Source organism: Halorientalis persicus (assembly GCF_900110215.1).
Classification (GTDB): Archaea; Halobacteriota; Halobacteria; order Halobacteriales; family Haloarculaceae; genus Halorientalis; species Halorientalis persica.
In genome coordinates this window covers 13,548-33,496 of sequence record NZ_FOCX01000033.1, presented here as the reverse complement: position 1 = coordinate 33,496, position 19,949 = coordinate 13,548, and the positions used below count along the sequence as shown (strand labels likewise).

The window sequence follows — 19,949 nt, the reverse complement described above, 5'->3', positions numbered from 1 at the left end:
AAGGATCATCTTGCAGGGTCGCTGAGCTCATCCACCTCAGCATTCACCCTGCTCTTTGGTGTGCTACTCGTTCTATGACACCCTCTGAGTACTCGAAGAATCGTATCGCCGGAGGCAGTGGTATCATCATCGGTAAGCCAGCCGTATTCGCCTTCGCCGTGGGCGCTCTCGCCCATCGTGCAGATCCGAGCAACCATCTCCAAAATCGCTTTGTCATCGTAGGTGCGGTTGTCTGCTCGACCGCTGTCGAAGACAGGGAAGGCATACCTGCGCGCGAGTTCGATTGTCTTCGTGGCATTCGTCTTTAGCTAAGACTCACACCTCGGTTGTGTAGCGGTAGCGAGCGTCTCCTGTAAGATTGGTCGTTGTTGGTGGATCTTCTGAGCGTCCTCGATCAGCCGCTCCAGCAACGGCGGTGGCGAGTAGCCGAGATACTCACCGAGTTCGTGGAGGATGAGCTGGGCGTGCGACCGGAAGGTCGCCGCCCAGCGTTCCGGCGGAAACACAATCTCATCGTCGGCCTGCTCGGTGACCAGGTCCAACAGCTCACGACTCACCAGCAGTGACAGCAACGCCGCATACAGCAGAATCTTCACCACATCCGGGTCGCTTGTGTCGAACTCGTCCAACTCGTACTGCGTCTTCAGTTCACGAAACAGCGTTTCTACCTCCCACCGACACCGATACAACGTTGCTAGATCCTCTGGGAAGAACTCATCTCGCGGCAGATTCGTGATGTACAGATGGTAGTCGTCGGCGTCCTCGTCGCGGACGCCGACGACGCGGAATCGCTTCGTATCCAGCGACCGCGTTCCCTCGTACTGGCCTCGCTTGAACTCCGCTTCGACCTCTACGTCGATGTACTGCCGCGAGAGATCATCGACCACATCGTGGATCTGCTTGCCCTCCAAGGGAATGGCGCGGCCGCGCCATTCCCGCAATTCCACCGTTATCACCGGGTTCGCGTTCTCTTTCAGCCGACTCACGAAGTAGCCGTCGTTCTCATCGATCAACGCGAAGCGGCGGTACTTGAAGTACGCTCGATCGAACAGAACGAGCCGTCCTTGTAGCCACGATCCCGTCTTGAACAGCGTGCTGTCGTGCGTTTTCTCGTCCGTCACGTCGATCCGTTCAATCATCTCATCGGTGGCGTTGTGGAGCAGGTGGAGCTTCGCTCCAGCCTGCTCCTCGTGACGGGCTTGGAACTCATCAGAAAGGAACTCGTGTAACCGCAATACCGTTCCATCGGCGATCATCACGTCCCTGAATCGGTCGATATCAGCGTCAACAGTGTCGGGAACAGCGACCTCGTCGAGACCGTGCTCGACGAGGTCGCGGAGGTACTCCGCCAGCGTCGGTGTCAACCGGTGATAGAAGCCACCGGGAGAGATCGTTTCATCAGCTGTCGAGTTGTAGCAGCGTCTGAACCCAGCGAGTGTTCGGCTCTCGCCTGCGGCGAAGCCGAACACGAGCGCCCACAAGAGGACAGGAATCTGAAGCTTCCCCTCACGCTCGACCACGCCGAGTTCCTCGGCGTGCTCTTCGAGGAACTCGGAGGGAAACAGTGTAGTGAGCCGACGCATGATTCTCGATGAGGAGGCTTTGGTGTGCACAGCCGTCGCCTCCTCATTCCTCTCGAAAAGAAGCCTCGATAAGCCGTCGCTGTCACGTGGTTCTGCTCTTAGCTAAAGACGGATGGTCTTCGTGGCCTTCTGGCGCTTCCACTCGCGGTCTTGCTTGGCAGCTTGTTCGTCGGTGTCTCTTTTGTCTTCGTCGGGACTTGTCGGCAGAAGTGCCTCCGAGATTACGTCGTTCTCATGTGCGACGTGGGCGATAGCAATTGCCGATTCGTCGATAACACGCTGTGTCTCGTCATCAAGGGCCCGCCACGTCTCCGAGAGAGTTTGCTGTGTCGGCGGCGTCGTGAACCCAAACTGTTTGCACAATGCCGGACGCGTATGGAGTCGGTCAGCCAATCCATTGTGTGAGAATTCTCGAATCTCTGCGTACAGGAAACAGCGCACCATCTGCTCGGTACTATACGTGACCTTCGCCGTATCTCGTGTGTCTGTCAGTAGGTCCGTTGGAACCGAGAGGTTCCCGACGACCCGCCAAAGGTGATCAGCGTAGTCACAGACTGCTTCTGCGTGAGTGACCAGGGCTTCCGCAACCGCAGGTACATCAGATGACATAGATTTTGGAGCGAAAGGGAGTGGCAGAGAGCATCGTTAGCCGTGATGATATCGTACTTAATCTCTGCCGGATTGTGTTTGCTAGAGTACTATGTTTGAATCAAGCAATATTGTATATTGGCTCGCAACACAAAAGTACTTCGGCAACGGACGATGTTCAAATCACACAATGATTGAGGACAAGGAGATTATTGAGTTCCTCCAAAGGAAGGGAGCAATGGAGATCGTAGTCGAAATAGGCCACGAACCCCAGCGACATACGGACCTTCGCGAAAAATTGTTACTAAGTTCGAGTACTGTCCACGATCGTCTCAAAGTCGGCGTTCAGCATGAACTGTGGGAACAGACACTGGAGCAGCGTCCAAATGGTGTTTCAAAAAAAGTGTATGAACTGACCGACATCGGGCAGGAAGTATGGGAGTTCGCTCAGGACGAAAACCTCCGTCAGTATCACATGGCGAGACGAGATGCAGTTCGACGTGTGCGGAATGCAGAAAATGCTGTACTTCAGTCGGTGTCGCCGGAAGATGCCGATTGGCAAGACGAGATTGACTCATATATCGAAACCGAACGCTTCGAGATGCAACAGCGTCTGGATGATTATCTAACCGACACCTGAGTCCGGGGCAGTATTGGTATACTGGGCACAGGCGCGCTCGATGCCCTCTTCGAAATCGACCTCGGGTTCCCAGCCCGTCGCCGCGTGGATCTTCGAGTAGTCCGCGCAGGTGTCGTGGACATACACGTCCTCGGGGATCGAGTTCTCGACGTACTCGGGGTCGATGTCGGTCCCCAGTTCGTTGTTGAGCATCTCGACGACGGTGTTGAACGAGTAGGCGTCGCCAGTGCCCAGATTGTAGATGCCGGTCAACTCGTGGTCGGCGGTCGTCTCGATGCCGCGCACGATGTCGTCGGCGTGGTGAAATCCCGTGTCTGCTCGCCGTCGCCGTACAGGACCGGCGACTCGCCGTTGGCCATGTCGTCTCCGAAGTGCGCAATGACGTTGGCGTACTCGCCCTTGTGTTGTTCCGCGCCGCCGTAGCCCTGATAGACCGAGAAAAAGCGCAGGCCCGCCATATTGATGTCGTGGTAGTTGGCGAAGTACTCGCCGTAGCGCTCACGGGCGAGCTTGGAGGCCTCGTAACCGGTGTTCGTGGCGACGAGCATATCCTCGGGCGAGGGTTCGGTCCGACTGCCGTAGATTGAGGAAGTCGAGGCGTAGACGACTGTCTCACACCCGGCCTAGCGGGCCTGTTCGACGGTGTTAACGAACCCCTCGACGTTGACGCGAAGCGCCACGCTGTGGGTCGTCCTCGTGCATCTGGAGCGAGGACAGCGCCGCCAGGAGGAAGACGGCGTCCACGTCGACGGGGAGGTCTACCTCGAGGACGCTCGCCTCAACGAACTCCACGCTGTCGTCCAGGTTCTCGGGCGTCCCGAGGTAGCCGTCGTCCAGCGCGATCACCTCGTTGTCGGCCGCTAGGTGGTTCGCCAGATTCGAACCAATAAACCCCCCCACCTCCTGTCACAAGCACGCACTTTTCCTGTATGTCTTCGCATTCAAACACGAAGCGCACGTATTCTCCGCTCCGATCGAATATCTGTCGCAGAATCAGATTGTGTTTCGAACCACTCGACACGAAGTGGTTGCGGAGATGACTTGCTTCGGTGGCTTTATTCCCCTGAGACTCAGGGTCTAACCCAATATGGACGACGTACGCGAGGTGGTAGATTCGCTCCTCGCAGAGAAACCCGACCTCGAATCTGATCTCGAAGCGCTTCTGGACGTCGATGACGAGGAACCTTGGACATTCGACGAAATCTCGCTTGACTCCGGTACGTTCGGTGAAGTCGTCTCACGTGGTATTGTCGAGGAAGTCGACGACGGGTATCAAGTAGCGGATAGAGAGGCCATTCGTGCCGCACTCGACGGCGAGTCGGTCGAGCCCGACGAAGAACCCGACCAAGGGTTTTCGCTGTCGGATCTCTCTGTTCCGGAAGTAGATCGACGGGTGGTCCTCTTGGTTGGTGGTGCGCTGGCTTTCGTCGCGCTAGTGCGGATCGTCTTCATGTGGAACAGCGTCTTTCGCGGTGAACACGTCGTATTGGCGGGCAACGATCCCTACTACTACCGCTACTGGATCGATACCTTGCTCGCGAGCGATCTCCAGGCGTTTGATCCCGGCTCGCTCACGCGGCTGCCCGTGGACGCGGCGAACAGCGACATCCTGTTGATTGTGGTCACCTGGTGGGCCGCGAGCCTGCTCGGCGACGGCCAGACCGCGTCGGGGCTTGTCTTGGCGTGGTATCCAGTGATCGCCGCTGTGCTCTCCGGGGTACTGGTGTATCTCCTGGCAGTTACCGTCACGAACGACAGGCGGGTCGGATTCGCGTCGGTGGTGACGCTGGCGGTCACACCCGCCCACGCCTATCGGACAGCCCTTGGGTTCGGCGACCACCACGCGTTCGACTTCGTTTGGCTGGGGCTGATGGCACTCGCGCTTACAGTATTGGCCGCAAACAAATCCGAGAGAGCGTGGCCAAATTGGGTCACGCCACTGGGAATTATTTGCCTTGGAATTGGCGTATTCACACAGACTGCCGCTTGGCGTGGTGGTCCATTGCTTCTGGTTCCGATTGGTATTTTCGTTCTTGGGCGTGTGTTAGATGACGTTCGATCAGGTATCTCGCCATTATTAAATAATCAGTCAATATTGCTTGGATTGTTTATTGGGAGTGTCCCTACGTTTCTGGCTTACAACTATCTTGATTGGATGGCCCTATACCGTGGAATTGCTCCTCTATTGCTGTTTGTCGGTGGGTTGGGCGCAGTTATACTCGGTGAAACCTGGCTCCGATATGATCGAACTGCCAGTGAGTTATCCGCGATTTTTGTATCGATGATTATTGTAGGACCCATGGCGATTTGGGTCGGAGCGCCCGCCCTGAGAGGATCTTTAGACCAGCTTGTAACCTTTCTTACCGTACGGAATAATATTGCCGAGACACAATCAATATTCTCAGGTGAGCTCGGTTCGATTTTCGGGCCAGTCTTGGTATTCGGTCTGTTCCTCTTTCTCGCACTCCCATTCCTTGGGTTGGTGACTTTGCGAGTATACAGAGAAAGTCAGCCTACATGGCTTGTCCCAGTATCATTTACATGGTATCTGTTCGCTCTCTCCATTGTCAAATTACGGTTTTCAGGAGAACTTTCGTTATTCATCGCTATCTTCGCCGGAGTTGGACTAGTCCATATTTCAGAAAGCGTCGATCTCGCCCGATCAAAGGAGATATTCAGTAACAAAACGCGGAATTTGCACTTCCCAGACCGTCATTCGATCGCTCTGCTTGCTGTAGTATTTCTGTTGTTCGCCGGTATGGGACTATTGCAGACGTACGTGAAGACAGCTCAAATCTCCGTTGATGAGGATACATACCAGATGTCGATGCAAATTTCTGAATATACCGATCAGCAGGAGTTAGAGTATCCTCGTAATTATGTACTCAGTAACTGGGGCGATAACAGAGTCTATAATTACTTCGTCAACGGGGAGTCCAAATCATACGATTATGCCCGGAGAACATACCATGGCCTATTACTGAACCAGGATCCGGACCAGTGGGCCCGAAACAACATGGACCGTGTCGGATTCATCGTCACAGAGCAGCGAGATTCACCCAGAGACTCAGTTCATCAACTCCTCCACCACCAATTCGGAAGCACAAGTGAGTCCGTGGAGGGATCAGGTCACTTCATGTTTATCGGACAAACTAACAATGGTTCGAAAAAAGCTTTCCGAGTAGTGCCGGGAGTGCGATTTGTCGGAACTGCGACTCCTAACACAACGATTGCTATAAATACAACTGTCCGTATTGAGTCCCAAAAAATATCCTATAGAAGGAGTACTAACGTGGACTCAACCGGTGAGTTCCATGTAGTCGTTTCATATCCGGGGAGTTATGAGGTCAGAGGTTCAACATACAATGTTACCGTCAGTGATATATTGTCTGGGGAAAGAGTAGACACAGATCCGTCCCAGGGTGACAATTCCGGGCCTGAGCGAATCCCAAATTAAATACCAACCTATTAATGTATGTATAGACAATAAGATTATATGTACAAACTAGAATGCTTCCAATTTGGCACTTACCATGTCAACGTTAACAATTAGTATCGAAGTTGAACTAGGATGGGGTGTTCATGATATCCGTAAAAGCAGCCACTTGTCAGAGGATGGGAAAGAAGAGCGAAAGTATCTTGACAAAATTATAGAAAAGAGTGAGGAAATTGATATACCTATCTCATTTGATATCGTTGGGCATCTCCTTTTATCTGAGTGTGATGGGAATCATGATGGACCATATCCAGAGGGGTGGTTTCAGGCAGATTCAGGAACCGACAAGAGGTCTGACCCTCTCTTCTATGCACCAGACATAGCGAATAAAGTTCTTGGATCGAATGCTAATCACGAATTATGTACACATACGTTCTCCCATATCCTCTGTGATGATGCTTCAAATGAGCTAATAGAAAAAGAACTGCAACAGATACAGGAACTTCACCAACATCTACACAATGAAGTAGTAAGGTCTTTTGTTCCGCCTCGCCACCGGCAACCTTCTAATAGGACCCTCAAACAGAACGGAATCAAAGTAGCACGGTATGCTAAGGAGAATAAGACTCTCACACCACTACACCGACTTAAGCAATTAACTATCGGTCCCCATCCGATGTGGGAGCCGAAGTTTAGTGATGGTATCCTCGAGACTTACTGTACAAGATATCCGTCTTTGACCGCGGGGACACTCCCTGCTGGACAGTCCAGCAAGATTCACCCTGTATTTCGACCGATTCCAGTCTCACTACGTAAAAAGATCCATCTACAGTATCTGAAAAAGTCAACCAAACGTGCATTTCTTTCAGGGACACCACTCCACCTGTGGTGTCATCTGTACGACCTAAGCAATGAGCACCAGTGGGAAGTCATCGATAAATACTTTGATTATTTAGATGGTATACAGGAGAGTGATCTTATGATTAAAACAATGTCAGAACTTCCCGATATGTATGAGTAATTGTATGGATGTATGTTTATTGGTTGATGGAAAAGAGGTTTGTCAGTGGCAGGCAAATACGGTAGAACAATTGAAAGAGTGTGAATGGATCGATATTAAAATGGTAGTGTATAGCAAGTACCAGAATACCCGGACGTTATTTGAGACGGTGAAACGTGGTATCGAGATCCGTGAGTGGGCAGTTGCTAACATAGTTAGCACTTTAGCATCGGACAACATCAAGGGTGAAGAAAAAGTCCCTATAAAAACAATCATAGATGCAGACAATCTGTATAAAATATCGGTCAAACCTGAAATAATTGATGGCTGGAAACAAAAGATTCCAACGGAAACAGCCCAGAAAGCTGCAAAGCATGCCGATGTCGGTGTTCGATTCGGCTTTGGGTTCCTGGTAGGGCCTATCCTTTCGGAATTAGAGTATGGTGTTCTTAGCTACCATCACGGTGATATACGGGAATACCGTGGTCGTCCAATGGGCTTCTGGGAGTTCATTCATGGTGAAAAAACCGCAGGTGTCACTGTACAACAGCTCACTGAAGAACTTGATGCAGGGAAGGTAGCAGCATCAGAGACTGTTGACATAAGTGATCAGTACACATGGGAGTCGATCAAGCAGGAATTATACCGGGCTTCAGACGATGTAATCATAGATGCTGTACGTGCTGTTCAAGATGGTGATATTCAGGAACCCAAAACTCTTGGGCAGCTGTATTCAACCCCGAAAGGAAAGCCCGTGCTACTATTTATATTAAAAAATACAAAAGGAATCTTGAAAGAGAAATGGACCTGAGAATACTTAATTTAGTTACTGACCCGCGTCCATTCTACAGACAACAGGTATCTATATTGGAATCTAGAGGGATTGAACAGGTAACGCTACAGGTACCCGGGAGAGAAGACCAATTTGACTCCCGAAGTGGTTTCGATTACCTCTCTTTCTACCCAAATGTTCTCAGGGAATCCTTGGGAGACTACGATATAGTCCATGCGAATTTTGGGCTGACCGGACCGTTCGCAATAGCTCAACCAAGCCGGCCTATCGTTCTATCACTCTGGGGAAGTGACGTACACGATAGCTACGGCATAGTGGGAAAACAGTCTGCAAAATACTTCGACGCAGTAATTGTCATGACTGAAGAGATGGCCTCACAGCTGCCCGTGGACTCCTACGTTATTCCGCACGGTATTGATCTTGCCCAGTTTAAGCCATACCCCAGAGATAGATCTCGAGAGAGGGTTGGGTGGGATGACGGGAAACACGTTCTCTTTCCATATGCTCCCTACAGAGGAAATAAAAACTATCAACTTGCAAAGGACGTTGTCGATGAAGTCGATGATAAAATGGAAACAGGGGTCAAGTTGCAGGCTGTATACGATGTCGAGTATCAAGAGATGCCATTCTATATGAACGCCGCCGATGCACTGTTGATCACCTCGGATAATGAAGGGTCTCCGAATACAGTCAAAGAAGCTATGGCATGTAACCTCCCGGTTATCTCACGGGACGTAGGGAATATAAGAAAGATGCTAAGTGGAGTGACTCCGTCAGAAGTCGTCTCAACGAATGACGAGTTAGTAACGGCACTAACAACCGTTCTATCTATGGGAGACAGATCAAACGGACGAGATGAAGCTGATAAATTCGGTCTTGAAACGATGGGTGATAGAATTCTGGACGTATACAAGGAGGTCCTCTCCGGTTCACTGAGTCGTCAATGATATGGAACTGTATTTGCGATCTACGCCTCTCAACGTGCTTCTGCAGTTACTCTTACCGTTCCTGATCAGTACTTCTTCGGCTTAACTGTACTAGGTTAAGTTAACAAGTTACTACAACAATCGACCAAAACAGCAATGGGCTGTGACATCTCAGTTGAATCAACCAGAGATAAACTCTAGTCGGCTTTGCGACACTAGCTGTAACTTGATCACTTAATACATCATGGTACAAAAAAAGGACAGCATCCTATTTATACACCATCAGGATGTAACGAATCCAGTCGGAACAACAGTTCCACATAACTTAACCAAGAGGATGGCCCGATCTCAGGAAATCAGTGTTATTTGCCGAAAATACCCCGATGGCCATAACAGGGAAGCACTTCAAGACGTGAACTTGACAGCGATTAATGTCGGTAATACACCTATCGTTTCTGGGGTTCTTTTTATTCTGATATCATCTATTCTGTCGACAATAATCTCTTTGAAAGGTGATTACGATTGTGTGTACTGTTTCCAGTCGTCTCTTATCCAAGGGTGGGTTGCATCCAAATTTTCTACTGGTAGATTAGTAGCCGGGCTGCAATCTGTTCCTGTCAGGCAGAGTCAGGACTTTTTGAGTGGGAGAGACAGAGAGGGATCTATTTCATCGTACGTATATAAATACGGGTATCAACTTTATTCGAAGATCATTGGTCACATCTTGAAATCGAGTGACCGTATTATATGCTTGACTGATGGAATCAGATGTCTAACTGAGGAGATGTATGAAGTGGATATGTCAGATGCTACGATAATCGGGATGGGTGTAGATCTGGATTTGTTTTCGAGAGAGAACCCTACTACCACTCAAAACAAAACCGGTTGGGAAATAGTCTATGTGGGATCGATTACAGAGAACCGGGGCATAGAACATGTGATCGAAACTGTCTCAAACAGTAACCATGATCTGCAGTTCAAGGTAGTTGGAGATGGTCCGGAAGCGTATGTTAGTTCCCTTAAACAACTGACCGTAGACCGCGATGTTACGGATAGCATAGAGTGGGTGGGGCGAGTTCCGCATGAGACTGTCCCGGAACTACTCTCCGCAGCTGACTTCGCCATTTCCCCGCTTCAAGATATTGAGTCGTATCAAGTCAGCTTCCCAGCAAAGATTCTAGAATATATGGCTGCAGAATGTCTTGTGATCGCCACCGAAATACCTGCCCATGAGTCCCTTATAGAACATGGCGTTAGTGGCTATCTCTACGATGGAACTCAGCCAGGGCTGTTAAACACTCTTGAGCAGGCGATCGAATCTAATGAGAAAAATCGAGATATCCGCAAACGTGGTTTAAAAATTGCTGAGAATTATGACTGGGAGATCATTGTAGACAAACACGAAAGGACGGTACTCAATGAATAGACCTGTTCTTGGATACTAATATCCCATTCGGGTGAGAGGGAGTACCAATACTCCTGGGGGCATCTATATGTGATGCGCCCACAAATAGTGTGGATTGAAAAACATGCGGATGTCTTACTAAGATTTAATATCTTATATATTTCGGAGAGATTGTTAACCTGTGGATCTTATACATGTGACTATTCAACGATAGCCAGCAGTAACGCATTAAATAGACCTGAGTGCTCTCAGGCGAAGACGAATATTCGCAGCCTGTTGTATCGATGTTTCCGGGTCAGATTCTACAGTCGAAATTAGCTTATATTGTTCCACTCCCCCAATAATATATGAACGAGGAGATGCGACAATCACGAGAGTTTTATCAGGAGTACTTCTCCGAGGCTTCAGATCTTACATACGATAATCAGCAGAGATATGAAATTCTTCACTCGCTTGTTGACGAAATCCCCCTTGACAGTACGGCCTCGGTGATTGACATCGGCTCTGGCTCTGGACGGAACACGACCTTTCTCAGTACCCGATTCGAGGATGTGATGGCGATTGATATCACAGAACCACCACTCATGGAGGAAACAATCGAAAAGACGGATGCATCTTTTGCAGAAGCTGCTTTGCCATACCTACCATTCAAATCCGGAACCTTTGATCTTGTCGTATGCTCTGAAGTAATCGAACATATTCCGGAGCGTTCGCTACAGTTAGCTGCTATCGAAGAAATCACAAGGCTTCTTACCAGCGGTGGCTGGCTGGTTATATCAACACCAAACCCAAATTCCCCATATTCTCGTATTATGAATTTTATTCTTAATTTTGCTGAGTTTACCGGCGCGTATGAAAGTGCTGATGGTCAACTCGTTGAGAACTGGATACCACCTCAGGAACTGAAAAATGCAATATTAAATGATTTGCAAATAAAAGAGGCCCGAGGTAGTTATTACTCACTCCCGGGCTTCAATACAGGATTAGAACGTACACTCCGGCCAATATCTGATGCTATTACAGAACGGAATCTCGCTCCAAATTTTGGTCTGTACCAATATTATATAGCTCGGAATGACCCACCTGAATCATAATTTTTGCATGAAGGTGACTCAGCAGGCTTTTCAAATCCGTATCACCCTTTTGGCTGTTCAGATCGGCTCAAGAATCTTTCTCGCAACAGTTTGTAACCGTTTTGATGCAGTCAGTCGTTTCGTCTTATATACTGTTACTTATTAAATTATATTATATCAAAAGTTCTGGCGAAAAGAAACGTCACGCCGCAAGTGGGGAGTAGCGACTAGGGACTTGTCCTCCCGGTGACTTAAAGTCAATTGGAAGCGGCGTGGTATCGCTAGCAGCCAGCGGTCGCCTTCTGAACAAGCGACAACTGTGGATCTTATATCAAATAACGGTGTACTCACTAGCATAAAACTACCGTCTTTTTCAACTCACTAGATTGGTTTCTCCGCTCTCGGCATACCGCTTTCAACGGAGTCCTCAAATGATCGATTGGAGAGTATTTCGAAGTTCAATTCGCACTTTGCGAATTGATAGAGATGCTACTATATATACTATTGCGGCTCCAATTATAATTCCAGTAAGATCAATCAGAGATATTGGGAGCAATAATGGTTTTACAGTAAATATCGCTACTCCCATAACTGACCCAGATAAACCAAGCCAAATTATTTCTTTGGTGGGAATTGATATCGAGATTTCATTCGACAGCAACCAAACATATGAGGTGGTGGTAGCGGTGCTTCCTATAGTAGTCCCAACTGCTGCTCCCAGAATTCCGAACGGAGGTATTAGTAATAAATTAAACATTATATTTGTCACAAGTCCAAATATAGTCGTGTATGCACCATAGTCTACGTGACCGATTCCATGCATTGGCCCAATCAGTGGTAACAGAAGGGCTCTCTGCACCTTTTCGATCAATAAAATCACCAGTGCGATATTCAACAAGGGGTATTCCGCTTCGAATGCAAGAGATAGAATTTCGCCGCCAATAATTGAACCTCCTATCGCAGCAGGGATAACAAAATAAAAAGAAGGGATCAGGGATGACTCGACGAGACGTTCGAGCTGCTCGATCTCGCCTTTTTCGCCTAATTCGTTTGCCTTCGGAAAAACCGTCGTGCGTACAGCGTTAGTTAACAGCAGTGACGCTGCAGACACCCGCCATGCGACCTCGTATGCGCCGACTGCAGATTGAGAGATGAAAAATCCCAAGAGTATAATGTCGGCCCAGTTGTATGTTAATCCTCCAAGGGATCCGATTAGTGCGAATTTTGAATAGCCTACGATAGCCTTTGCATGGGATATTGATGGGTTCCCTATTTTCGTATCTACCTGATACCAATAGAAAAAGGAGATAACGAACAGTCCTATCAGGTAAGCCCAAAAGAGGGCAAAATTCGTGAAACCCAATAACGTAAGGCCAACACCAAATAGGGCCCAAATCAAAGTTTGAATGGATTGAAGTATCGCTCCCACCCCCACCCGTTGTTCCCCTCGAAGTGTGTGTTTTCCTAATTGGCCCAACTCATTCAGAATCAGAGCAATAGCAAGTAGGATAGCAACGTTTTCACCCACGTAAGAGTTTATTACACCACTAAATCCAAATATAGCAGCGATTGACAACAGTAGTAAAATAAATTTTACCACGATTGCTGTAGCGAGTGTATCAGCAGGAGAATTTCCCTCGCTAATGCGTTTCTCAACTCCGATCTTTATCCCAAAATCAACTGGTATCGAAACTGTCAGCAGAATTGATTGGAAGAGGAAAAAGCTACCAAGGGTGGCCAGGCCCAACTCTCTGGAGAAATAGGCCACAGCAACAAAAGTGGCGACATTTCGGAGAATCGAAGAGCCGAATACCGTTATTATCTCTCTTTTAAATCTCATATTTAGATGAAGTAGCTGCTATACATTCGTTGTCTTGGAGATCTGTGTTGTATGGAAGCTATATTAACGAGGCAATGAACTTTGCCAATTCAGATAGACATATTAGACATGGAGGAGGAGATGAATATCACTCGCTTTTGAACAAGCGCACATACACTTTGAGTTTAAGTCCAGATAAACTCAGTAGCAGGAAGTCCGCGTATAGCGTAGAAGGTGTCCATTATACCTCTCACCTCCTGAATCATAAACGATATCTTCAGCACAGCTTAGTGCATTTCGAGGTAACTCACCGATGACTGATCCAGTTTTCCCCCTATACGTTAGCCAATACCACGCGTGGTTTGTATGGGCATATGGTCGGTCAATGACGAGGGTTTCCCGGGGAACACCAGAATACCCCCGCTTGTCATAGTTGTAGTGTAACCCTCGAGCAGTCTTAGTGTCAAAATGGCGATTTACCACTATCGTTGCTACAGTGTCGCCACGAACGGGCCCAGTTGAATATCTGGCTGCATGGTAGAACATACTCACTTCTTGTTCAGTGTATTCGTAGCGAATCGCGCCCGGATCCTCATCAAACACTGGATCCTCATAGCTGCCGAAGTAGTTTCCTCCCATAACAAGTCCGGAGACTAATAGCAATGCCAGAATTAAGTAGCCAGACGAGATTGACGGAATTTTTTTACTAATTACTATCAACCCGAGAGACGCTGGTATTGCAAGGACAAAATACGCAAATGGGAACCAGCGGTACGGGAGAAGTAGAGTGAACCCAACTAGTGGGCCGATAAATATTGGTATAAAGAGTCCTGCCGCAACCAAGAGAAGTTTGTAGATCTGGTTCCAGGCGTGATCCGAAATAGAATCAGATCTTAAAACAGTGAGTGAGCCGATCGTTCCGAATAGAAATAACAGGGCAGGTCCGAGGACTTGAATAGAAGACAGAGAGGCTGTCCCTCCCGGTTGTGCATTGACCATCGGTGGAATCTGAAAGCTGGCACCTGTGTCAACGGATAGTAATTGAATAGACGACCCGATGACCAAAGCTAGCTTTCCCAGGACGGTCAAGTCCCCACCTGGTCCATTAATTCGCGCAAAAAGAAACGATCCGATTACTAATAGACCAAATAGAATTGGTGTAGTGATGTGTATTTCATCTTCTGACAAAACCTTTCCAATAGCGTATAATATGACAATTGATAGGGTTATAACGCTGGTAGTCTGATGTGAGAAGGTAAGTGCGATAATCAAGAAAGCGAATATATAGCGAATTCTGTGCTCCCGCTGCAAAATCACTGTCATTAGTATCAGCACACCAAGTATGAATCCGTACGTAGTCGTAGAGGGTGTGATACTCCACCGAATGACTGAATCGGTGGTGACGACCAGGAAAGCAGAGATAGCCGCAGCGGTCGAGTCAAAATGCCGGTTTACTATCCAGGTAACAACCAGTGCTGGTACAACCAGACTCGGAATAGTTATGCCGATAAAAGAACTAAGCTGTGGGTCCAGGTCCACTAGTATTACAACAGATGAGACAAACACGTGATAGAGCGGTATATCGAAGTGTTTCGAGTTTTCTTCAATTAAGGGAACAAGATCACCTGCTTGTGCAATCTCTCCCGCCATTCTTTGGTGGAAGAGTGTATCATTTCCCAGAGGAACAGGCGATGAGAATAATATAGTTGCACGAATTACGAGGCCGGTTAACAGTATCAGCGCGAGCTGAAAATAGAGGTTGTCAGTTTTGACGATCGAGAGTGCTGTTAGGCCAACGAGTACTGCAGACAGTAGTAAGACTATCTCTCCCCGGGTTTTTGTCAAACTAAATAGGACTATGATTAGTGCGCTAATAAAGAGGTGGAGAGAGAGTAGTGGTTTGATACCTAAATCTGGGGATAGCGTAGGTTGATTTGCTCTGTACTCAGTCGTATAGCTAATCAGTCCAGAAATTAACAAGGCGGGTGGAAAAGTCACAATATAGGGGTTTGTAACGACGATATTGAGTGAGGTTCCGACTATTCCAAGAATAATAGCGATTATAGAGAGTATTTTATAATCTTTTAGCGCGGTTGTGGAATACTTTCGCAGCCCAGTCTTCATATATATCCGAGGTCTTCAAGTTGTTGCTGTACAGTAGATTCTGAAATCGATTTGCAATTGTTTACTTCCTCTGGGATAGGTTCGGGTTGGCGAGTATTACGGTCCTCTGCTGTCACCTCTATCCATGGGACCTTCTTTACATTAGGATGTGGGAAGGCGGTCGGGTGACCGTTAATTCTCCAATCCCCAAAGGCTTCGCCATGATCAGCAGATATCACAGCCGTATCTACATCCAAGTTTTCCAGGAGAGTCTCCACATTGTCCAGCACTATTCGGAGATTATCTAGATATCGTTCGTACGCCACCTCATAGCTAAGATCACCGCGTCGAATGTACTTCCAAGGGTCAGCTTCTTTTTCGGTTACCGATCGTTCCTCTTCAACTGCCTCGCTGATATGGGGGATATGCGGCTGAGTGAAATGGAAAATATACCTACTCGCGTCGGGATTACGACGCCCCGCAGAGATAGCCGCATCTGTCATTTCCCAGGGAGGGACATTCTTTAGTTGCTCCGAGTACCGGGAGTCCCAAACATTAGTGAGTTCTTTGAAATCATCCGCCCTCACTACATTGTATCTGGGCCATCCAAATGGAATGGCTACGCTGGGTGCATACTCGTGCTCAACGAACGCTCGGTTCAGAAATCCGTTCGCAGCAGTGTAAACAGTCTCGTTGATTTGGTCTTCGTATTCATACGTGAAATTCTTACACATGAACTCCAGTGACCCACTGCCCACAGACCAGACCGACTCTATCTCCGACTGGTCAAGAAAGTCATATTCCGGAGCTACCTCTCTCAACGCATCAGAGCGGCATGCATCCAAGAGTATGAGCGCATCCCAATCGCGCTCGTATATTTTTTGACCGAAAGTGAACCGCGATGTTACAGTGAACCACAGTCCGAGATAAGAACACCAAAGAGCCTGCATGATCGCACGTTTAGGGGAGTCACAAAAGTTCTCCCGGAACTCGTCAACCCACTGCGTAAAATCAACGGGCATTATTAATCTATCAGCAGAGTTCTATCGTTCATAAGCCTATTCATACAATACGATTCTGGCGTAGTGATCATTATGCTGGTATAAATGTATAAATTCAGTTCTTGGCCGAATTGTCTATTAATCTGGTAACCAACTTTGCCACCTCATTCGAGACCCGCTTAGATCCAGACAGATCGGGCTCTACATCAGAAGAGGTGAGGGAGTCTATGAACTCCAGAATCTCATCGACGTCTCTGGAATGTTTCATTCTATCATCTGCTATCAACTCTTGGTCCACGGATAACAGCGTGTTTGGGAAGAAGGAGACGGCCGGTTTTTCCATACATGCCGCCTCGCGTGCCATCGTCCCCGACCCGGTGAGCATACACCGGGAATGCCACGCCAGTTGCAATCCGTTCAGCGCGCTGTCGGGGACGTACACCTCGTCGCCGTCGTACGGATCCGCGTACGCCTCGTCGCCGCGTCCGCGTGGCAGATACACTACGGGGAGGTCGCGTTCGGCGGCTCCAGCGAGGAGTTCGGGGACCAGCGAGCGCTCGGCGTCGACGTAGGCGGCATCGAGTGCCTCCGGGCGCACCACGATGTACTCCTCAAACGGGAACTGGTCAGTGAACTCCGGGTTGGGGTCGAAACCGGCGATGTAGATGTCCTCTTTGTATCCATCATATGTATGGATACTATCGGGATCGGCTCCACGCTTGGTCAATTCCGTCGTCTCAAAGGCGGCCGGGACGACGTTGTGTGTCGCCATCGCTTCCAGTCGGTTATACAGCTTTTCGGAGGTGAGCCCGTCCACGTGTGCCGTGATATCGTTGTCCGTGAAGTGAATCGACGGGATTCCGCGCGCCTTCGAGGCGAGGATACACATCGCGTTCCGGGACGAGAGCGAGACATCCGCGTCGGGTGCGGATAGCGCGAGCTGCCCGGTCCGAAGCGGAATCCCGACTTTCCGGAGGAGCGTGTTATCGAAGTCGCGTCCGACGACGTCGTATTCGAATCCGACTTCTCTCGTCAGATCGACGGTCTCCGTCTTGTCCCGAACGGTCGTTCGAACCTCGACGTCTGGGAGGCCATCGGACAGCGATTTGAAAAAGAACGGGTGCGAGGGACTGGCGAGATCGACCCATGCGGTAGGGGTGGCCATGACCGGATTCAGATACGGCGGACTGAGAAGCCTTCCGACTTCCACTCGGACGGGTCGAGAACGTCCTTCGTGTCGACGACGACCCGCTCGGCCATCGCGTCGGCGAACGCGGCGGGATCCAGATGCTCGAATTCGTCGTGATCTGCGGTGATCACGACTGCGTCGGCACCGGCGATCGCTGACTTGCGATCGACGAGATCGAGGGTCTGATCCGCGACGTGCGGATCGTGGAGCCGAACGCCGACGGCCGAAGGTGGTACGCCGCCGTCGGGCTTCGGACTCGCCAGTTCCGCTTCGGCTTTCTGGAGCGCCTGTGCGAGATCCAGTCCGGGACTCTGTCGGGTATCCCCGACGTTCCCTTTGTATGCGACGCCGAACACAGCGATCGTCCGTCCTTCGAGCGATCCCAACTCGTCTCGCAACGTTTCGACGACGTGATCGGCCATTCCATCGTTGATCGCTCGAGCCCGTTCGATGAGATCAAGATTATCCGAATTCTGGCCGAGGAACCAGGGGTCGATCGGAAGACAGTGGCCACCGACGCCCGGTCCCGGGTGGTGAATATCGACCCGAGGATGGGTGTTCGCCATCTCTATGGCTTCACGGGAGTCGATACCGTAGTCCTCGCCGATCAGCGCCAGTTCGTTGGCTAGCGCGATGTTGACATCACGGTAGGTGTTCTGGATGAGCTTGACGAACTCGGCCGTCGTCGCGTTCTCGGTCGTATAGATATCGCCCTCGACGAAGGACTCGTACAGCCGTACTGCGGCCTCAGTTGATACACCGTTGACGCCGCCGATGATGCGGTCGTTCTCCTTGAGCTCTGTAATAATGTTCCCCGGGAGGACGGTCTCGGGACAGTGGACGAGCGCGAAATCCGAACCCGCATCTAGTCCGGACTGTTCGAGGGCCGGCTGTAGCGTTTCGACGGTCGTACCCGGCGGAACAGTCGATTCGAGGATAACCGTATCACCGGGCCGGAGGTGAGGGGCGATAGCTTCGCCGGCGGCCTCCACGTACTCAAGTGTCGGCTCTTTGGTCTCGTCGTCGAACGGCGTGGGAACGGCGATGATGTGATACTTTGCCTCGTCGACCTCGTTACTCACAGTCAAGTTGCCGGATTCGAGCGCCTGGGTCACGAACGCTCTGAGCCCGGGTTCATCGATGTGGACGTTGCCATCGTCGAGGCCTTCGATAACTGCCTCGTCAGTGTCGTATCCGGTAACCTCGTGGTCGTAATTGGCGAACATCGCCGCTGTCGGCAATCCGATGTAACCGAGTCCGTGGACGTATATCGTACTCATTGTATGACCTGCTGATCGTCCGCTGGTGATTGGCACAGCGCTGTTAGTATCCGCTTTGATGCATTCCCGTCGCCGAAGGGATTCTCCCAGTCGGTTGCGACATCGGCCATCTCGACGGCACCGTTCCGGATGGCGTCTGGATCAATACCGACCAGTCGGTTTGCTCCCACGTCGATCGTCTCCGGACGCTCGGTACTGTCCCGAAGCGTGACACAGGGCACACCGAGGATACAGGCTTCCTCCTGAACGCCACCCGAATCGGTGAGGATGACTGTCGCCGCCTGCTCCAGATCGAGGAAGTCTAGGTAATCCTGTGGCTCGATCAGTTCGATGCACGATGGGACATCGAGACCGAACTCGTCGAGACGGTTTCGTGCTCGCGGGTGAATCGGATACACGATGTTCACACCGAGTTCAGTTGAGATACGCTCGACGCCGTTGAGGAGGTCGGCAAATCGAGCACGGTCGTCGACGTTCTCCGCACGGTGGGCCGTCAGGAGCGCGTACTCCCTGGGCGTTAGATCGAGGTCATCGAGAATCGTGCTCTTCTCGGTCGCGAGTGTCCGGTGTTGGTGCACAGCATCGACGACGGTGTTCCCCGTAACGTGGATCCGACTCTCGTCGAACCCCTCGTCTCGGAGGTTGTCCGCCGACGTATCCGTCGGTGCAAACAGGTAGTCCGCAACGTGGTCGGTGACGACGCGGTTCGTCTCTTCGGGCATCTCTCGGTCGAAACTACGGAGTCCAGCCTCGACGTGACCGATTTCGACGGGGAGTTTGCTTGCAGCGATAGCGCCAGCGAGGACGGAGTTCGTATCGCCCTGAACCAGAGCTACGTCCGGCTCCACGTCGAGAAGGGCCTGTTCGATCTCGGCGAGCATCTTCCCGGTCTGTGCACCGTGTGAGTCGGAGCCGACGTCGAGGTGATAGTCCGGTTCCGGAAGCTCCAACTGGTCGAAAAAGACACTGTCGAGTTCGTCGGAGTAGTGCTGGCCAGTGTGGATCAGTGTGTAAGGTAGATCGCGTCGTTCGCATTCCCGGATCACCGGTGAGAGTTTGATGATTTCCGGCCGTGTTCCGAGGACGATTGCGATGTGTATGTCAGTGTTCATT

Annotated in this window: 16 protein-coding genes and 1 pseudogene; 7 read left to right on the top strand and 10 right to left on the bottom strand. The window is 50.1% G+C overall.

Annotated features, from left to right (window positions below; translation table 11 throughout):
• Positions 1 to 5: 5 nt before the first annotated feature.
• From BMX17_RS26445 to BMX17_RS21225, 3 genes are all read right to left on the bottom strand, one after another.
• Positions 6 to 176 carry a hypothetical protein gene (locus BMX17_RS26445; RefSeq protein WP_170845511.1) on the bottom strand — a complete coding sequence of 57 codons (171 nt, stop codon included), beginning with the start codon at positions 174 to 176 and terminating at the stop codon, positions 6 to 8.
• Between the two features lie 132 nt (positions 177 to 308).
• Positions 309 to 1,583 carry an IS4 family transposase gene (locus BMX17_RS21230; RefSeq protein ID WP_092663853.1) on the bottom strand — a complete coding sequence of 425 codons (1,275 nt, stop codon included), beginning with the start codon at positions 1,581 to 1,583 and terminating at the stop codon, positions 309 to 311.
• A gap of 102 nt (positions 1,584 to 1,685) precedes the next feature.
• Positions 1,686 to 2,192 (bottom strand): hypothetical protein, encoded by a 507-nt coding sequence (locus BMX17_RS21225; RefSeq protein ID WP_092663851.1) that lies wholly within the window; start codon positions 2,190 to 2,192, stop codon positions 1,686 to 1,688.
• Positions 2,193 to 2,361: 169 nt separating this feature from the next.
• Between BMX17_RS21225 and BMX17_RS21220 the strand changes: the two genes are divergently transcribed.
• Positions 2,362 to 2,811, top strand: a complete 450-nt coding sequence (locus BMX17_RS21220) for a hypothetical protein (protein WP_092663849.1) — start codon at positions 2,362 to 2,364, stop codon at positions 2,809 to 2,811.
• Here the strand turns inward: BMX17_RS21220 and BMX17_RS21215 are convergent.
• A pseudogene (locus BMX17_RS21215) lies at positions 2,797 to 3,742 on the bottom strand (NAD-dependent epimerase/dehydratase family protein). The gene BMX17_RS21220 and the pseudogene BMX17_RS21215 sit on opposite strands and share 15 nt — an antisense overlap.
• A 156-nt stretch (positions 3,743 to 3,898) precedes the next feature.
• On the opposite strand from BMX17_RS21215, the gene BMX17_RS21210 reads away from it, so the two are divergent.
• From BMX17_RS21210 to BMX17_RS21190, 6 genes are all read left to right on the top strand, one after another.
• Positions 3,899 to 6,268 (top strand): hypothetical protein, encoded by a 2,370-nt coding sequence (locus tag BMX17_RS21210; RefSeq protein ID WP_092663847.1) that lies wholly within the window; start codon positions 3,899 to 3,901, stop codon positions 6,266 to 6,268.
• A 76-nt stretch (positions 6,269 to 6,344) separates the two neighbouring features.
• Positions 6,345 to 7,268 (top strand): polysaccharide deacetylase family protein, encoded by a 924-nt coding sequence (locus BMX17_RS25410; protein WP_139203632.1) that lies wholly within the window; start codon positions 6,345 to 6,347, stop codon positions 7,266 to 7,268.
• Positions 7,261 to 8,058, top strand: a complete 798-nt coding sequence (locus BMX17_RS21205) for a formyltransferase family protein (RefSeq protein ID WP_092663845.1) — start codon at positions 7,261 to 7,263, stop codon at positions 8,056 to 8,058. Before BMX17_RS25410 ends, BMX17_RS21205 begins: the two co-directional genes overlap by 8 nt.
• Entirely contained in the window at positions 8,049 to 8,987 is a 939-nt protein-coding gene (locus BMX17_RS21200) for a glycosyltransferase family 4 protein (protein WP_170845510.1), read from the top strand. The genes BMX17_RS21205 and BMX17_RS21200 overlap by 10 nt, the downstream gene beginning before the upstream one ends.
• 778 nt (positions 8,988 to 9,765) lie before the next feature.
• Positions 9,766 to 10,392: a glycosyltransferase family 4 protein gene (locus BMX17_RS26440; protein WP_170845509.1), complete on the top strand. Its 627-nt coding sequence runs from the start codon at positions 9,766 to 9,768 to the stop codon at positions 10,390 to 10,392.
• Positions 10,393 to 10,718: 326 nt separating this feature from the next.
• Positions 10,719 to 11,465, top strand: coding sequence for a class I SAM-dependent methyltransferase (locus BMX17_RS21190; protein WP_092663841.1), 747 nt, complete (start codon positions 10,719 to 10,721; stop codon positions 11,463 to 11,465).
• Between the two features lie 406 nt (positions 11,466 to 11,871).
• Here the strand turns inward: BMX17_RS21190 and BMX17_RS21185 are convergent, their stop codons facing one another.
• The 6 genes from BMX17_RS21185 to wecB form a co-directional block, all read right to left on the bottom strand.
• Entirely contained in the window at positions 11,872 to 13,284 is a 1,413-nt protein-coding gene (locus BMX17_RS21185; RefSeq protein WP_092663839.1) for an oligosaccharide flippase family protein, read from the bottom strand.
• A 180-nt stretch (positions 13,285 to 13,464) separates the two neighbouring features.
• Positions 13,465 to 15,387, bottom strand: a complete 1,923-nt coding sequence (locus BMX17_RS25405; protein WP_139203631.1) for a hypothetical protein — start codon at positions 15,385 to 15,387, stop codon at positions 13,465 to 13,467.
• Entirely contained in the window at positions 15,384 to 16,388 is a 1,005-nt protein-coding gene (locus tag BMX17_RS21180) for a hypothetical protein (protein WP_092663837.1), read from the bottom strand. The genes BMX17_RS25405 and BMX17_RS21180 overlap by 4 nt, the downstream gene beginning before the upstream one ends.
• Positions 16,389 to 16,482: 94 nt before the next feature.
• Positions 16,483 to 17,532, bottom strand: coding sequence for a DUF354 domain-containing protein (locus BMX17_RS21175; protein ID WP_092663835.1), 1,050 nt, complete (start codon positions 17,530 to 17,532; stop codon positions 16,483 to 16,485).
• Positions 17,533 to 17,540: 8 nt separating this feature from the next.
• Positions 17,541 to 18,836 carry a nucleotide sugar dehydrogenase gene (locus BMX17_RS21170; protein WP_092663833.1) on the bottom strand — a complete coding sequence of 432 codons (1,296 nt, stop codon included), beginning with the start codon at positions 18,834 to 18,836 and terminating at the stop codon, positions 17,541 to 17,543.
• Positions 18,833 to 19,948, bottom strand: a complete 1,116-nt coding sequence (gene wecB, locus BMX17_RS21165) for a non-hydrolyzing UDP-N-acetylglucosamine 2-epimerase (protein ID WP_092663831.1) — start codon at positions 19,946 to 19,948, stop codon at positions 18,833 to 18,835. The genes BMX17_RS21170 and wecB overlap by 4 nt, the downstream gene beginning before the upstream one ends.
• Position 19,949: the final 1 nt, after the last annotated feature.

Coding starts and splice junctions, on each gene's coding strand:
- BMX17_RS21220 (WP_092663849.1), top strand. CDS start 2,362: ATGATTGAGGACAAGGAGATTATTGAGTTCCTCCAAAGGAAGGGAGCA.
- BMX17_RS21205 (WP_092663845.1), top strand. CDS start 7,261: ATGAGTAATTGTATGGATGTATGTTTATTGGTTGATGGAAAAGAGGTT.
- BMX17_RS26440 (WP_170845509.1), top strand. CDS start 9,766: ATGTCAGATGCTACGATAATCGGGATGGGTGTAGATCTGGATTTGTTT.
- BMX17_RS21225 (WP_092663851.1), bottom strand. CDS start 2,192: ATGTCATCTGATGTACCTGCGGTTGCGGAAGCCCTGGTCACTCACGCA.
- BMX17_RS26445 (WP_170845511.1), bottom strand. CDS start 176: ATGGGCGAGAGCGCCCACGGCGAAGGCGAATACGGCTGGCTTACCGAT.
- BMX17_RS21230 (WP_092663853.1), bottom strand. CDS start 1,583: ATGCGTCGGCTCACTACACTGTTTCCCTCCGAGTTCCTCGAAGAGCAC.
- BMX17_RS21180 (WP_092663837.1), bottom strand. CDS start 16,388: ATGCCCGTTGATTTTACGCAGTGGGTTGACGAGTTCCGGGAGAACTTT.
- BMX17_RS21200 (WP_170845510.1), top strand. CDS start 8,049: ATGGACCTGAGAATACTTAATTTAGTTACTGACCCGCGTCCATTCTAC.
- wecB (WP_092663831.1), bottom strand. CDS start 19,948: ATGAACACTGACATACACATCGCAATCGTCCTCGGAACACGGCCGGAA.
- BMX17_RS21190 (WP_092663841.1), top strand. CDS start 10,719: ATGAACGAGGAGATGCGACAATCACGAGAGTTTTATCAGGAGTACTTC.
- BMX17_RS21175 (WP_092663835.1), bottom strand. CDS start 17,532: ATGGCCACCCCTACCGCATGGGTCGATCTCGCCAGTCCCTCGCACCCG.
- BMX17_RS25410 (WP_139203632.1), top strand. CDS start 6,345: ATGTCAACGTTAACAATTAGTATCGAAGTTGAACTAGGATGGGGTGTT.
- BMX17_RS21185 (WP_092663839.1), bottom strand. CDS start 13,284: ATGAGATTTAAAAGAGAGATAATAACGGTATTCGGCTCTTCGATTCTC.
- BMX17_RS21210 (WP_092663847.1), top strand. CDS start 3,899: ATGGACGACGTACGCGAGGTGGTAGATTCGCTCCTCGCAGAGAAACCC.
- BMX17_RS25405 (WP_139203631.1), bottom strand. CDS start 15,387: ATGAAGACTGGGCTGCGAAAGTATTCCACAACCGCGCTAAAAGATTAT.
- BMX17_RS21170 (WP_092663833.1), bottom strand. CDS start 18,836: ATGAGTACGATATACGTCCACGGACTCGGTTACATCGGATTGCCGACA.